Consider the following 12,973-nt stretch of genomic DNA (forward strand, 5'->3'; position numbering starts at 1 on the left):
AGTTATGCATCGGCGGTGCCGAGGCGGCTTATGTTACTCGCCAGTTCATGCACCAGTCGCAGCGCAGCACCGGTGGCGATCGTCATTTGCGGCAGGACCAGCCATTCGAGCGTCCAGGCCGCGCCGGAGCGCTCCTGTTCGTGCACCATGGAATGCTGGATCGCGGAGATCTGCGTCGCGTTGAAGCGTGCTAGTGCCACCAGCGTTTCGGCCGCGACGGGGTTCTGCTTGTGCGCCATGGCGGATGACCCACCGCCACCCGTCAATTCGATCTCGTCTCCCGCCTGCGCCATCAGCGCGACGTCCTGGCCGAACTTACCGAGGCTGCCCGAAATCAGTGTGAGCAGACCGGCAAACTCCGCGATGACGGCCCGTTGGCTCTGCCATTGCTGGATATCGACGAGACCAAGTTCCTGCGCCAGCGAGCTCCGCACCGCTGACGCCTTGTCGCCAAGCTTATCGAGCGTGCCGGCCGCCCCTCCGAACTGCAGGGGAAAGCGCAGCGCAGTCAGTGTCTCGCGGTAGCCGGCGAACGGAGCTGACCAAGCGCGCAGCCGGTCGGCAACGGTGATCGGAATTGCCGCCTGCATGCGGGTCCGGCCCATCAGCGGCTTGTCACCAAAGGTCTGTTGCAGCTCCCCGAAGCGCAGCTCGAGTGTCGCCAGACGCGCCGCGAACACAAAGGCGACGGGCTTCAGCCGCAACATCAGGCTGCTATCGATGACGTCCTGACTGGTGGCGCCGAGATGGACATGAGGGGACGCGTCGCCGGCGGTGGCGCGCAGCTGGCGAACAAGCTCGGGAACGACGACGCCGTCGCGGGCAGTGGCGGCGCGAAGAGCGGGTAGGCCGGCCTTGAACTCGGCGCAGGCGGCGGAAATCGCCTGCGCGGCAGCCTCAGGAATGACGTCATGGGCGGCCTCGGCGCGCGCAAGTGCCGCCTCGAATTGCAGCATGGCGCGGATATCGGCCTCGGCCGTGAACCAGGCCGACGTCTCCTCGTCGCCAGCTAGGCCGGAGAGAAAGGGGTGGTCGAAGGCAGTCGCGCCCATGTGTCGTCCCGTTGTTCATGGTCTTCGGCGGATGTGGAATGAACGGTTCCGCTCCGTCGTCAGATATCGAGAAACACGGTCTCGTTTTCGCCCTGCAGCCGGATGTCGAACGTATAGGTAGAACCGTCGCGCACGGCAATAAGCGTTGCAACGCGATCCCGGTGTTCGATACGCTGAAGGAGTGGGTCGGCGCCGTTCGCTTCGGTCTCGTCCGGAAAATACATGCGCGTCTGCAGGCCGACATTGATGCCGCGCGCGACGATCCAAAAGCTGATATGCGGCGCTTGCCTGCGCCCGTCCTTGAAAGGGACCTTGCCCGGCTTGACGGTATCGAAGCTATAGACGCCATCCTCGGCGCGGGTCGGGCAGCGGCCCCAGCCGGTGAAATTCGGATCGGCGGCACCGCGCATTTCCGACGGGCTGTTGTAGAGCCCGGCGCTGTCGGCCTGCCAGATCTCGATGACGGCATCGCGCACCAGCGCGCCGGCGCCATCGAAGATGCGGCCGGTGATGGTGATCCGCTCGCCTGTTGTCTTGTCGTTGACCATCGCGACGCCGAGATCGCGTTCGTACACGCCGCCGATATCGCAGAAATTCGGCGTCAGGCCGATATGGACGTAGGGACCCGCCGTTTGCGAGGGCGTTTCCTTGAGATAGCGCAGTTCCTGGGCCATCAGTTGCCCTCCAGCTTGTTTTCGAACATCGTCGAACGCCGCCCGCGCAGCACCATGTCGAACCTGTAGGCTCGGCTGTCCATGGGGATGGTGTTGCCCCAATCCATCGGCGCGATCAGCTGTTCGATGGCGGCCTTGTCGGGGATGGTGCCGACGATCGGACACTTCCAGATCATTGGGTCGCCTTCGAAGTACATCTGGGTGATCAGGCGCTGCGAGAAACCGTGGCCGAAGATCGAAAAGTGGATGTGCGCCGGGCGCCAGTCGTTGACACCGTTCGGCCATGGATAGGCGCCGGGCCTGACCGTGCGGAAGAAATAGCGGCCGTCCTCATCGGTGATCGCGCGCCCGCAGCCGCCGAAATTCGGATCGATCGCCGCCAGATAGCTTTCCTTCTTGTGGCGGTAGCGACCGCCGGCGTTCGCCTGCCAGAACTCGACCAGAACGCCGGCCTGCGGCCGACCGCGTTCGTCGAGCACCTGACCATGGACGATGATGCGTTCGCCGATCGCGCTTTCGCCCGGCTTGGCGAAGTTGTGGAGCAGATCGTTGTCGAGTTCGCCGATCATCGAGTGGCCGAAGACCGGGCCCGTGATCTCCGAGATCGTGCCGTCGAGCGAAAGAAGCGCGCGCTTCGGCGAGCGCAGGACCGAGGTCTTGTAGCCGGGCGCATAGGCAGGCGGATGCCAGCTGAGGTCGCGGGCGAAGAAGGCGCCCGTCTCGGGCTTGCGGTTCGGTATTTCGGACATGACTTCCTCTCAAACCGCCTTTTCGGCGTCCATCTGTTCGAAGACCTGCTTGGCGATCTTGATCGCGTGATTGGCGGCCGGGACACCGGCGTAGATCGCGACATGCAGCAGCGCTTCGCAGATGTCGTCCCGGCTGGCCCCTGTATTGGCGGTGGCGCGCACGTGCATGGCCACCTCGTCGTCCTGTCCGAGTGCGGCCAGAAGCGCGATCGTGACGACAGAGCGCTCGCGCTTGGTCAACCCCGGGCGCGACCAGAGGTGGCCCCAGGCTGCCTCGGTAATGAGGTCCTGAAACGGTTTGTCGAATGCCGTCGAAGCGGCTTCGGCACGATCGACATGGCTGTCGCCCAGAACGGCACGGCGGGTCGCCATGCCTTGCCTGTAGCGCTCGGAGGCAAGCGGAGTGTCACTCATGAGCTTTTCCATCTAATGCGAAGTCGATGAATGCGCGGATCACCGCCGTCAGCGCCTCGGGCTGCTCGACGCAGGGAATATGGCCAGCATCGCGGATGATTTCGTAGCGGGCGTTGGGGATCAGCTGTGCCAGCGATTTGACCAGGTCGGGCGGCGTCGAGCCGTCCTGATCGCCAACGACGCAGATCGTCGGCACGGCGATCGCTTTCGCCGCTTCGGTAAAATCGGCATCGCGCACGGCCGCGCAGGTGGCGACATAACCGGCCACTGGCTGCCGGACGAGCATGTTGCAATAGCCGTTATAGGCAGTGTTTTCCGGGCGGCGGAAAGCCGGTGTGAACCAGCGCTCCATGATGGCATCGCACATGCTGTCGATGCCGTTCTGTTCAATCGCCGAGATGCGCGTGTTCCAGCTGTCGGCGGTACCGATCTTGTGGGCGGTGTCGCAGAGGATCAACGCGCTGACGAGATCGGGCCGCTGCCGGTAGAGCGACTGGGCAATCAACCCGCCAACCGAAAGGCCACAGATGATCGCCTTCTTGATCGCAAGCGTTTCCATGATGCCGATCAGGTCCGATGCGTGGTCCTCGATCGTGTAGGGCGTCTGGCCGACATCTGAGAGGCCGTGGCCGCGCTTGTCGTAGAGCAGAATGGCGAAATCGCCTGCCAGCCGGACAATCACGTCGCGCCAGATGCGGAAATCGGTGCCAAGCGAATTCGCAAAGACAAGTACCGGCTTGTCGGCCGGGTCGCCGATAACCTGGTAGTGGATCGCGATGTCGTTGACGCGGGCAAACTGCACTGGAAACTCCTCCTGACAGGAAATTGAATGTTTAATCTGGTTAGGTAAAATGATATTTCGTGGCGATCCTATAACTTGAGAGTTATGTAAGAGATGATCGACAGCCGCATAAAGTTCCGCCATCTGCAAACCTTTGTCGAGGTCGCGCGCCAGAAAAGCGTGATGAAGGCGGCAGAGCTGCTGCATGTCAGCCAGCCCGCGGTGACCAAGACCATTCGAGAGCTTGAAGGCGTTCTGGGCGTCGAAGTCTTCGAGCGCGACGGCCGCGGTATCAAGATCACCCGCTATGGCGAGGTCTTTCTGAAACACGCCGGCGCGGCGCTGACGGCACTGCGGCAGGGGCTCGATTCAGTCACGCAGGAGCGCATCGGCGATGCGCCACCGATCCGCATCGGCGCCTTGCCGACAGTATCGACGAGGATCATGCCGCGGGCGATGCAGCTTTTTCTGAAGGAAAACACCTGGAGCCGGCTGAAGATCGTTACCGGCGAGAACGCGGTGCTTCTCGAGCAGCTTCGTGTCGGCGATCTCGACCTCGTTGTGGGGCGGCTTGCAGGGCCGGAAAAGATGACAGGATTTTCCTTCGAGCATCTTTACTCGGAGCAGGTGGTCTTCGCGGTGCGCGCCGGCCATCCGCTGCTCAAGGCAAGGCAGTCGCACTTCAATGCGCTCGGTGACTACACGATCCTGATGCCGACCCGCGCGTCGATCATCCGCCCCTTCGTCGAGGGGCTCCTGATCGCCAACGGCGTGCCCAGCCTCCCGAACCAGATCGAAACGGTCTCGGACAGCTTTGGCCGCGCCTTCGTGCGCGCGAGCGATGCGATATGGATCATCTCCGCCGGCGTCGTCGCCAACGACATCGAGGATGGCGCGCTGGCGGTGCTGCCGATTGATACGAGCGAGACCAAGGGCCCCGTGGGCCTGACCATGCGCAACGACGCCATCCCGTCGCTGCCGCTTTCGATCCTGATGCAGACCATCCGTGAGGCGGCCATGGAGGTGCCCGGTTCAAAGACGGACGCTCAGAAGGGCAATCCGACATAGTTTTCGGCCAGGACCGTCGCTGCTGCTTGCGAATGCGTGAGATAATCGAGCTCCGCCTCCTGGATCTTTTGGCCGAAGTCGTCGGTATCAGGGAAGCGATGCAACATGGTCGTCATCCACCAGGAAAAACGGACCGCCTTCCAGACCCGCGATAGCGCCCGTTGCGAATAGGCGTCGATCCCGGCGCGCGAATGTTCCGCGTAATATTCCGAAAGGCCTGAGAACAGGTAGTGCACATCGCTGGCCGCAAGGTTCAGGCCCTTGGCGCCTGTCGGCGGCACGATGTGGGCCGCGTCGCCTGCCAGAAGCAAGCGGCCAAAACGCATGGGCTCGGCAACGAAAGAGCGAAGCGGGGCGATCGACTTCTCGAAGGACGGGGCGGTCAGCAGCGCTTCGGCATGATGTGCGGGCAGTCGGCGGCGCAGCTCATCCCAGAAGCGGTCGTCGCTCCAGTCCTCGATTTTTTCATCGAGCGGAGCCTGGATGTAATAGCGGCTGCGGGTCTGCGAGCGCATCGAGCAGAGCGCAAAGCCACGCGGATGGTTGGCATAGACCAGCTCATGACTAACAGGCGCGACATCGGCCAGAATGCCGAGCCAACCGAAAGGGTAGACCCTCTCGAAGGTGCGGATCGACCGCTCCGGCACCGCCTTGCGGCTCACGCCGTGAAAACCGTCGCATCCGGCAATGAAATCGCAGTCGATGCGATGGGTTACGCCATCCTTCTCGTAGGTTACGTATGGATTATCGCCATCGAAATCGTGCGGCGTGACATTGGCCGCCTCGTAGATGGACGTCGCGCCGCTTGCCTCGCGCTGTTCCATCAGGTCGCGGGTCAGCTCTGTCTGGCCATAGACCATGACGCGCTTTCCGCCGCTCAAGCCGACGAGATCGATGCGATGGTCGCGGCCATCGAAGGCAAGCGAGAAGCCGTTATGGAGCAACCCTTCGGCATGCATCCGTGCGCCGGATTTCGCCCTATCCATCAGGCCGACCGTGCCGTCCTCCAGCACGCCCGCCCGCACACGGCCGAGAATGTAATCCTTGGAGACCCGGTCGAGTATGACGTTGTCGATGCCGGCTTCGGTCAGCAGTTGGCCGAGCAACATCCCCGATGGACCCGAGCCGATGATGGCGACTTTGGTGCGCATGTATCCTCCCAGCTTCCTCTCCCGCGAAGCTTAACGGCGCGTCAGGCACGCTCCAGCGCGATGGCGATCCCCTGGCCGACGCCGACGCACATGGTCGCAAGGCCGAAGCGTCCGCCGCTGGCGGCCATCTCCAGGGCTGCCGTGCCGGTGATGCGCGCGCCAGACATGCCGAGCGGATGGCCGAGCGCGATCGCGCCGCCGTTGCGGTTGACGCGCGGGTCGTCGTCGGCGATGCCGAGTTGGCGTAGCACCGCGAGGCCCTGGCTGGCGAAGGCCTCGTTGAGTTCGACGACGTCGAACTGCTGCTGGGTCATCGACAACCTGGCCATCAGTTTTTGCGAAGCGGGCACCGGGCCGATGCCCATGATGCGAGGAGGCACACCGGCTGACGCCCCGCCCAGAATGCGGGCGATTGGCGTGAGGCCGTATTTCTTGATGGCTGTTTCCGAAGCGATGATCAGCGCTGCGGCGCCGTCGTTGACGCCAGACGCATTGCCCGCGGTGACCGTTCCGCCCTCGCGCTTGAATGGCGTCCCGAGCTTGGCTAGCGCCTCGATCGTGGTAGCGCGAGGATGTTCGTCTCGATCGACGACAACGGGGTCACCTTTGCGCTGAGGGATCGAAACCGCGACGATCTCTTTGGCAAGTCTGCCATTCTGCTGCGCCGCCGCCGCTTTCTCCTGGGACCTTAGCGCGAAGGCGTCCTGATCCTGGCGGCTGACCTTATAGTCTTCGGCGACGTTCTCGCCGGTTTCGGGCATGGAATCGACGCCGTAGAGCTCTTTCATCACGGGGTTCACGAAGCGCCAGCCGATGGTCGTGTCGTGGATTTCGGCATGGCGCGAGAATGCTGTATCCGCCTTGGGCATGACAAATGGCGCGCGCGACATGGTTTCGACGCCGCCGGCGATCATCAGTTCGGCCTCGCCAGCCTTGATCGCCCGCGCAGCCGCGATGATGGCGTCCATCCCGGAGCCGCACAGCCGGTTGATCGTCGTGCCCGGCACGCTTGCCGGCAGGCCGGCGAGAAGGAGCGACATGCGGGCAACGTTGCGATTGTCTTCGCCCGCCTGATTGGCGCAGCCGAAAATGACATCGTCCACCGCTTCCCAATCCACCGAGACGTTGCGCGCAATCAGCTCGCGCAGAGGGACAGCACCGAGATCGTCGGCGCGCACGGAGGCGAGCGCCCCCCCGAAGCGGCCGATCGGCGTGCGGATATAGTCGCAGATATAGGCTTCGGTCATGCTTCACCTCCCGAAAGCGTCGGCACGATCAGATCAAGGACCGGCCCGTCCATATGCAGCCTTGCGCCGGTCATGGCTTGCAGATCCTCGATCGCCAGATCCGGCAGCTTTTCCCGAAGCACAAAACGGCCGTTGGCGATATCGACCACCGCGTGGCTGGTGTAGACACGGGTGATGCAGCCAACGCCTGTCAGCGGGAAGGTGCATTTCTCGACCAGCTTCGGCTCGCCATTCTTGGTCACGTGTTCGGTGATGACGAAGACCTGCCGGGCGCCGTGCACTAGGTCCATCGCGCCGCCCACGGCGGGCACGCCCTTGGAGCCCACCCGCCAATTGGCGAGGTCACCGTTCTCGGCAACCTGGTAGGCACCGAGGATCGCGACATCGAGATGGCCGCCGCGTACCATGGCGAAACTGTCGGCGTGGTGAAAGAAGGCGGCGCCAGGCTTCAGGGTCACGGCGCGCTTGCCCGCGTTGATCAGATCCCAATCCTCTTCGCCAGCCGGCGGCGCCTCGCCGAAGTCGAGGACGCCGTTCTCCGTATGAAAGATCGCCTGTCTGCCGGGCGGCTGGTAGCGTGCCACCATCTCGGGAAAGCCGATGCCGAGATTGACATAGGCGCCGTCGGCGATGTCCTGTGCGGCACGCCAGGCCATCTGTGCGTTCGAGAGCTTGTTTTCGTTGCTCATGGGCGTGTCGCTCCCTCGCGGATCAGCTCTTCTTCCTGTTTGGGATTGGTAATCTCGACGACGCGATCGACGAAAATGCCGGGGGTCACGACGTGCTCGGGGTCGATGCCGCCGGGGGGCACGAGGCTCGAAACCTGGACGATCGTCTGCTCTGCCGCCATGCACATCAGCGGATTGAAATTGCGGCCGGCCTTGCGATAGGTGAGGTTGCCGTGGGTGTCGCCGACATGCGCCTTGACGATCGCGAAATCGGCCTTCAGCCAGCGCTCCTGCACATACGGCCGACCGTCGAACTCGGCGATGACCTTGCCTTGTGCAAGTTCGGTTCCATAGCCTGTCGGCGTATAGAATGCCGGGATGCCGGCGCCGCCGGCGCGGATCCGCTCGGCAAGTGTTCCCTGCGGCACAAGCTCCAGCTCGATCTCGCCAGCAAGATATCGGTCCGTGAAGGCGCGCGGGTCGGACGAGCGGGGGAAGGAGCAGATCATCTTGCGGACCATGCCCGCATCGATCATCGCCGCGATGCCAATCCGTCCATTGCCGGCATTGTTGTTGATAACGGTCAGGTTCCTTGGCCCCTTGTCGATCAGGGCGTGGATCAGTTCGATCGGGGCGCCGGAGCCGCCGAAGCCGCCGATCATCACGACCGCTCCATCGCCAATCCCGTCGACCGCTTCGGCCGCGCTTCGCACTGTCTTGTCCATTGATCCTCCATCACCGCCTGTCACCGGCAGCACGTCGATTTGTAGGGGAGGGCGGTGTGGACGGCAATCGTGTTTGTGCGGTATGTAATATTTGTTCGAATATCGCACATTGGAGACGGCACATGCAGGTGAAGGAACGTGACATCATGGGTGGCCTCGCCAAGGGGCTGAAGGTGATCGAGGCGTTCACCGCCGAGCACCCGCGTCTCAGCATCTCTGAGGCTGCGGACATATCGGGCTACGACCGCGCGACGACACGGCGATGCCTGCTGACGTTGGCGGAACTTGGCTACTGCGCCTATGACGGCAAGTATTTCACGGTGACGCCGCGCGTGTTGCGCCTTGGAACCGGATGCCTCGCCTCCATGCCGTTGCCGCGCATCGTCCAGCCATGGCTGGACCGGTTGTCGGAGGAGATTGGCCAGAGCACCTCGGTCTCGATCCTCGATGATGCCGAGATCGTCTACGTGGCGCGCGCGTCGCAGCGCCGGGTCATGTCGATCGCATTGATGCCGGGATCGCGGCTTCCAGCCTATTGCACGTCGATGGGACGCGTTCTTTTGGCTGCACTTCCTTCGGAGCGGGCGCTGGAGTTGCTCTCGGCCGAACCGCTTGTGCAAAGAACGGCGAGAACGCAGACGCATGTCGGGGAGCTCCAACGCATCCTGCAGGACGTCAAGGCCGCCGGCTACGCCTCCATCGACCAGGAGGTCGAGATCGGCCTTCGCTCGGTCGCGGTGCCGCTGGTCGGTGCGCGCGGGCAAACGCTGGCGGCGCTGAATGTCGGGCTTGCGGCGACGGAAGAGCCGATGGAGGCAATGGTGTCGCGTTATCTTCCGGCGCTGCTGCGAATAAAGGCCGAGCTGAGCGGAATTCTGGTTTAGGGCTCAGCTATCCTGCTTCAGCAAACCGCGCGCCAGCGCATGCTCGACACCGCCTTCGATATGTGCGGCAAGGATCTGCTTGGCCGCGTCGGCATCGCGTTCAAGCGCGGCATCGAGAAGCGCCTGATGCTCGCGTGACGCGACGTCGCCGCGGTAGGATAGTGCGACCATCTGATAGCGCAGATACTTGTCGAAGATGACCGAGTGCGTCTCGATCAGAAGCTTGGAGCCGCAGGCCGAAATCAGCGCCTGGTGAAACTCCCAGTCATATCGCTTCCAGTCCTCCGCCCGGCTCGCGTCACCGGTCGCCATCAGTCGTTCCAGGCTGGCGAGCTTGTAGTGGGCGGATACGAGGCGCGCTTCCCACTCCATGTCGCCTTGCGCGAAGGACTGCTCCAGCGCATGCGTCTCCAGAAGCAACCGCAAGGCGGCGATCTCCTTGAGGTCGGCGACGGAGACCGGGCACACCTGGAATCCTCGCTGCCCTTCCGCGAGCACCAGCCCCTCCGAGGAAAGACGGTTCAGGATCTCACGCAACGTGCTGATCGAGGTCTCGTAGGATTCTTTCAGCGCATCCAGCTTCAATTTCTGGCCCGGTGCGAGCCGGCCGAAGATGATGTCGGCACGGATGCGGCGGTAGCTGCTCTCCGCGATGGTCTCGTTTTCTGTCTGCTGCAACATCACGATGCTCTGCTATTTCGATGCGAACTGTGCCGTGCACGTTACCTCATTGTCACAGCCGCTGAAATCCTATCGTCTGCCATATTTAAGAAAGACATAGGAATGGCAATCTGCTGTATGATTTTCCAAGTCATGGCGACTGGAGCCCGCGTAACGCAATGCTGAAGAAAACGGGAGAGACGGCCGAAACCGTCAGTGAGGTCGTCTTTCGGCAGATCCGCCAGGATATCATTTCCGGCATCTTGCCGCCGGGATCCAAGATCAAGCTGGAGCAGGCGCGCGAACGCTATTCGATCAGCGTCTCGCCGCTGCGGGAAATCCTCAGCCGCCTGACGACGGAAAATCTCGTCGTCGCCGAGGGGCAAAAAGGTTTCGAGGTCAGCCCGGCGTCGCGTCGCGAACTGCTCGAGCTTGCTGACCTCAGGGTGGTGCTCGAAACCCATGCGCTCGATCTCGCCTTCGCCGCTGGCGATCTCGAGTGGGAGGCCTCCATCGTTGCGGCGCACCACAAGCTCGCGGCTGCTGAACGGCGGCTTCTTGCCGGCGATGCCTCGCGCACCATCGAATGGGTTCGCTATGACTGGGAGTTCCACCAGGCGATCGTCTCGGCGTGCAACTCCGCGACGCTGATGACGACGCTCTCGTCGGTCTTCGACCGCTTTTTGCGCTATCACATGCTGGCGGAGAGCTTCCGCGGCAAGCCGGTGGTCGAGGATCACCGGGCGCTCTTCGATTTCGCGCTTCGGCGGGATGCGGAACAGGCAAAGGCCGTGATCCGCCGGCATGTGCATAGCGGCGTCGAGCACATTCTGAAGAGCGGCATCGTCGCCTGATCGCGTGCTATTCCCGGCCTAGTCGCTATCGCGCGGCAGGCCCTCCGGGCGCATCTGCTTCTTCAGCGCCGCGATGCGGAAAATGGCATTGGCCGCGCCATATCCTCGATAACCCTTGCGCTCGACGATCTCGAAGAAGAAGCCCTCACCGTAGGTGCCGCTGTAGAGCTGGAGATATTCGCCGTGCTCATCGCGGTCGTAGAGAATGTTGTGTTCCTTCAGCCGTTCGGTGAGATCGGGATCCAGCCCGAAACGCGCCTCAACATCCCCGTAGTAGTTCGGCGAAATGTGCAGCGGCTTGAAGCCGGCCTTTCGCAATGCTTCGGCGGTGGCGAAGATATCGTCGGTACTGAAGGCAAGATGCTGGATGCCCGAGCCGAACTTTTCCGCGATGAAATGGCCGGCGAGCGTCCGCCTGTTTTCCGCGCCGTTGAGCGTGATCCGCAGCGATCCCTCTTCGTTCTCGACCACCTGGCTGCGCACGACGCCACCGGGATCGATGATATCGACCATCGGCGTCTTCTCGGTCGCGAAGATCGACGTGTAGAAGAGCAGCCAGGTCAGCATTTCGTCGTAGGCGACGGTCTGCGCGATGTGGTCGATGCGCAGCAGACCCGCGCTTGAGGCCGATTGCTGTTCATCGAGGGGGGTGAAGTCGACTTCCGCGAAGCGGCCGAGCGGCGAGGCTTCGTCGATCAGATAGACGATGCCGCCGCCCACACCCCGGATTGCCGGCAGCTCAAGTTCGCCTTCGGCGACCGGCTGCCGGAAGGGTTCGGCATTGAGTGCCACCGCGCGCCGGTGGGCCTCCCAGGCATCGTCCACCACGAGCGCGAATGCATAGGCGAGCGTCCCATGGACGGCGTATGCCGCATTGGCGAAACCCGCCTGGTCGATATTGACGAGAATGCGGATGCCGCCCTGTTCGTAGAGGCTGACATCCTTGCTGCGATGCTTGGCCGTCTTGCGAAAGCCCAGCACCTCGAGGATGCCGATCAGCTCGGCCGCATCGCCTTCATCGGCCGTAAACTCGACGAAGCCCACGCCCTTCACCGTCGCGCGCGGCGGCATGGGCTTTCCAATCGGGTTGTCGCCGCCGAGGCTACGGCGCACCTGATCGCCCAGATAGATCAGCGAACGGTGGCCGTCGGCGGCGATTTCGCGCGTGGAGCCGCCACGGAACTGGTCGTTAAAGATCTCCAGCGAATAGTAGCCGTCATAGCCGGTCGCGGCGATCGCGGACGTAAAGGCGGTCACCGGTAGGTCGCCTTCACCGGGCATGTTGCGGAAGTGTCGCGACCAGTAGAGCAGATCCATGTCGATCTGCGGCGCGTCCGCCAGCTGGACGATGAAGATCTTCTCCTTCGGGATGGAGCGGATGGAATTGATGTCGATCTTGCGCGACAGGCTATGAAAGCTGTCCAGCACCAGGCCGATATTGTCGTGGTCGGCACGACGCACAATCTCCCAGGCGTCGCGGTGGTCGTTGATGTGGCGCCCCCATGCCAGCGCCTCGTAGCCGACGCGCAATCCGCGCGCTGCTGCGCGTTCGCCCAGTTCGCGGAAGTCTGCCGCGGCGCGGTCTATACCGCCGAGCGAGGCGGAAGAGACGTTCGAGCAGACGAGCACGAGGTCCGTGCCAAGCTGCTGCATGATATCGAACTTGCGTTCGGCGCGGTCGAAGGTGCGGCTGCGCAGCGGTTCCGGCATGCCCTCGAAATCACGGAATGGCTGGAACAGCGTGATCTTCAGGCCGAGATCGCGGGCCATCTTGCCGACATCGGCGGGGCTGCCGTCAAAGGCCAGGAAGTCGTTCTCGAAAATCTCCACGCCATCGAAGCCCGCCCGCGCGATCGCTTCAAGCTTCTCCGGCAGCTCGCCGCTGATCGAAACCGTCGCTATCGAGGTCTTCATCTCGCTTATCCTCCCTGGCCGATATCGTCGTGATAATCATTATGACGAATGTCGTGAGAAGTTCAATTCAACGTTTGAAAATGGAAGTCTCATACGATTTGAAAAAACTATGTTGATTTATCGGTCCGTGTC

The 12,973-nt window shown here is 62.8% G+C and carries 14 protein-coding genes; 3 read left to right on the top strand and 11 right to left on the bottom strand.

Annotation, left to right across the window (positions count from 1 at the left end; all coding sequences use genetic code 11):
• Positions 1 to 2: 2 nt before the first annotated feature.
• From ACCD05_RS11565 to pcaD, 5 genes are read right to left on the bottom strand one after another with little or no spacing between them, the layout of a single operon-like run.
• Positions 3 to 1,052, bottom strand: a complete 1,050-nt coding sequence (locus tag ACCD05_RS11565; protein WP_413392691.1) for a 3-carboxy-cis,cis-muconate cycloisomerase — start codon at positions 1,050 to 1,052, stop codon at positions 3 to 5.
• Between the two features lie 59 nt (positions 1,053 to 1,111).
• Positions 1,112 to 1,726, bottom strand: coding sequence for a protocatechuate 3,4-dioxygenase subunit alpha (gene pcaG / locus ACCD05_RS11570; RefSeq protein ID WP_413392692.1), 615 nt, complete (start codon positions 1,724 to 1,726; stop codon positions 1,112 to 1,114).
• Entirely contained in the window at positions 1,726 to 2,475 is a 750-nt protein-coding gene (gene pcaH, locus ACCD05_RS11575) for a protocatechuate 3,4-dioxygenase subunit beta (RefSeq protein ID WP_413392694.1), read from the bottom strand. Before pcaH ends, pcaG begins: the two co-directional genes overlap by 1 nt.
• Before the next feature lie 9 nt (positions 2,476 to 2,484).
• On the bottom strand, positions 2,485 to 2,889 hold the full coding sequence (gene pcaC / locus ACCD05_RS11580; RefSeq protein ID WP_413392696.1) for a 4-carboxymuconolactone decarboxylase: 405 nt from the start codon (positions 2,887 to 2,889) through the stop codon (positions 2,485 to 2,487).
• Entirely contained in the window at positions 2,882 to 3,691 is an 810-nt protein-coding gene (pcaD, locus tag ACCD05_RS11585; protein WP_413392698.1) for a 3-oxoadipate enol-lactonase, read from the bottom strand. Before pcaD ends, pcaC begins: the two co-directional genes overlap by 8 nt.
• A 93-nt stretch (positions 3,692 to 3,784) precedes the next feature.
• Between pcaD and pcaQ the strand changes: the two genes are divergently transcribed.
• A complete protein-coding gene (pcaQ, locus tag ACCD05_RS11590) occupies positions 3,785 to 4,738 on the top strand; it encodes a pca operon transcription factor PcaQ (RefSeq protein WP_413392700.1) in 954 nt (317 codons plus the stop codon).
• On the opposite strand, the gene pobA is transcribed toward pcaQ, so the two are convergent.
• Genes pobA through ACCD05_RS11610 form a run of 4 tightly spaced genes read right to left on the bottom strand, consistent with a single transcriptional unit; the run spans position 4,717 to position 8,529 of the window.
• On the bottom strand, positions 4,717 to 5,889 hold the full coding sequence (pobA, locus tag ACCD05_RS11595) for a 4-hydroxybenzoate 3-monooxygenase (RefSeq protein WP_413392702.1): 1,173 nt from the start codon (positions 5,887 to 5,889) through the stop codon (positions 4,717 to 4,719). The two genes, pcaQ and pobA, sit on opposite strands and share 22 nt — an antisense overlap.
• Positions 5,890 to 5,930: 41 nt before the next feature.
• Positions 5,931 to 7,136, bottom strand: a complete 1,206-nt coding sequence (gene pcaF, locus ACCD05_RS11600) for a 3-oxoadipyl-CoA thiolase (RefSeq protein ID WP_413392704.1) — start codon at positions 7,134 to 7,136, stop codon at positions 5,931 to 5,933.
• Positions 7,133 to 7,825, bottom strand: coding sequence for a CoA transferase subunit B (locus ACCD05_RS11605; protein ID WP_413392706.1), 693 nt, complete (start codon positions 7,823 to 7,825; stop codon positions 7,133 to 7,135). Before ACCD05_RS11605 ends, pcaF begins: the two co-directional genes overlap by 4 nt.
• On the bottom strand, positions 7,822 to 8,529 hold the full coding sequence (locus tag ACCD05_RS11610) for a 3-oxoacid CoA-transferase subunit A (RefSeq protein ID WP_413392707.1): 708 nt from the start codon (positions 8,527 to 8,529) through the stop codon (positions 7,822 to 7,824). The genes ACCD05_RS11605 and ACCD05_RS11610 overlap by 4 nt, the downstream gene beginning before the upstream one ends.
• 122 nt (positions 8,530 to 8,651) lie before the next feature.
• Here ACCD05_RS11610 and ACCD05_RS11615 point away from each other — a divergent pair, with 122 nt between their 5' ends.
• On the top strand, positions 8,652 to 9,413 hold the full coding sequence (locus ACCD05_RS11615; protein ID WP_413392709.1) for an IclR family transcriptional regulator C-terminal domain-containing protein: 762 nt from the start codon (positions 8,652 to 8,654) through the stop codon (positions 9,411 to 9,413).
• A 3-nt stretch (positions 9,414 to 9,416) separates the two neighbouring features.
• Here ACCD05_RS11615 and ACCD05_RS11620 read toward each other — a convergent pair whose 3' ends face one another.
• Positions 9,417 to 10,094 (bottom strand): GntR family transcriptional regulator, encoded by a 678-nt coding sequence (locus ACCD05_RS11620; RefSeq protein WP_413392711.1) that lies wholly within the window; start codon positions 10,092 to 10,094, stop codon positions 9,417 to 9,419.
• 158 nt (positions 10,095 to 10,252) lie between these two features.
• On the opposite strand from ACCD05_RS11620, the gene ACCD05_RS11625 reads away from it, so the two are divergent.
• A complete protein-coding gene (locus ACCD05_RS11625; RefSeq protein ID WP_413392713.1) occupies positions 10,253 to 10,927 on the top strand; it encodes a GntR family transcriptional regulator in 675 nt (224 codons plus the stop codon).
• An 18-nt stretch (positions 10,928 to 10,945) separates the two neighbouring features.
• Here ACCD05_RS11625 and ACCD05_RS11630 read toward each other — a convergent pair whose 3' ends face one another.
• Positions 10,946 to 12,841 carry a bifunctional sugar phosphate isomerase/epimerase/4-hydroxyphenylpyruvate dioxygenase family protein gene (locus ACCD05_RS11630; protein ID WP_413392715.1) on the bottom strand — a complete coding sequence of 632 codons (1,896 nt, stop codon included), beginning with the start codon at positions 12,839 to 12,841 and terminating at the stop codon, positions 10,946 to 10,948.
• Between the last annotated feature and the right edge of the window lie 132 nt (positions 12,842 to 12,973).

The sequence above is a fragment of the Rhizobium sp. Rhizsp42 genome (assembly GCF_047304155.1).
Taxonomy (GTDB): Bacteria; Pseudomonadota; Alphaproteobacteria; order Rhizobiales; family Rhizobiaceae; genus Rhizobium.

Excerpts from the sequence above, each read along its gene's own strand:
- ACCD05_RS11565 (WP_413392691.1), bottom strand. The coding sequence starts at position 1,052 with ATGGGCGCGACTGCCTTCGACCACCCCTTTCTCTCCGGCCTAGCTGGC.
- pcaG (WP_413392692.1), bottom strand. The coding sequence starts at position 1,726 with ATGGCCCAGGAACTGCGCTATCTCAAGGAAACGCCCTCGCAAACGGCG.
- pcaH (WP_413392694.1), bottom strand. The coding sequence starts at position 2,475 with ATGTCCGAAATACCGAACCGCAAGCCCGAGACGGGCGCCTTCTTCGCC.
- pcaC (WP_413392696.1), bottom strand. The coding sequence starts at position 2,889 with ATGAGTGACACTCCGCTTGCCTCCGAGCGCTACAGGCAAGGCATGGCG.
- pcaQ (WP_413392700.1), top strand. The coding sequence starts at position 3,785 with ATGATCGACAGCCGCATAAAGTTCCGCCATCTGCAAACCTTTGTCGAG.
- pobA (WP_413392702.1), bottom strand. The coding sequence starts at position 5,889 with ATGCGCACCAAAGTCGCCATCATCGGCTCGGGTCCATCGGGGATGTTG.
- pcaF (WP_413392704.1), bottom strand. The coding sequence starts at position 7,136 with ATGACCGAAGCCTATATCTGCGACTATATCCGCACGCCGATCGGCCGC.
- ACCD05_RS11605 (WP_413392706.1), bottom strand. The coding sequence starts at position 7,825 with ATGAGCAACGAAAACAAGCTCTCGAACGCACAGATGGCCTGGCGTGCC.
- ACCD05_RS11610 (WP_413392707.1), bottom strand. The coding sequence starts at position 8,529 with ATGGACAAGACAGTGCGAAGCGCGGCCGAAGCGGTCGACGGGATTGGC.
- ACCD05_RS11615 (WP_413392709.1), top strand. The coding sequence starts at position 8,652 with ATGCAGGTGAAGGAACGTGACATCATGGGTGGCCTCGCCAAGGGGCTG.
- ACCD05_RS11620 (WP_413392711.1), bottom strand. The coding sequence starts at position 10,094 with ATGTTGCAGCAGACAGAAAACGAGACCATCGCGGAGAGCAGCTACCGC.
- ACCD05_RS11625 (WP_413392713.1), top strand. The coding sequence starts at position 10,253 with ATGCTGAAGAAAACGGGAGAGACGGCCGAAACCGTCAGTGAGGTCGTC.
- ACCD05_RS11630 (WP_413392715.1), bottom strand. The coding sequence starts at position 12,841 with ATGAAGACCTCGATAGCGACGGTTTCGATCAGCGGCGAGCTGCCGGAG.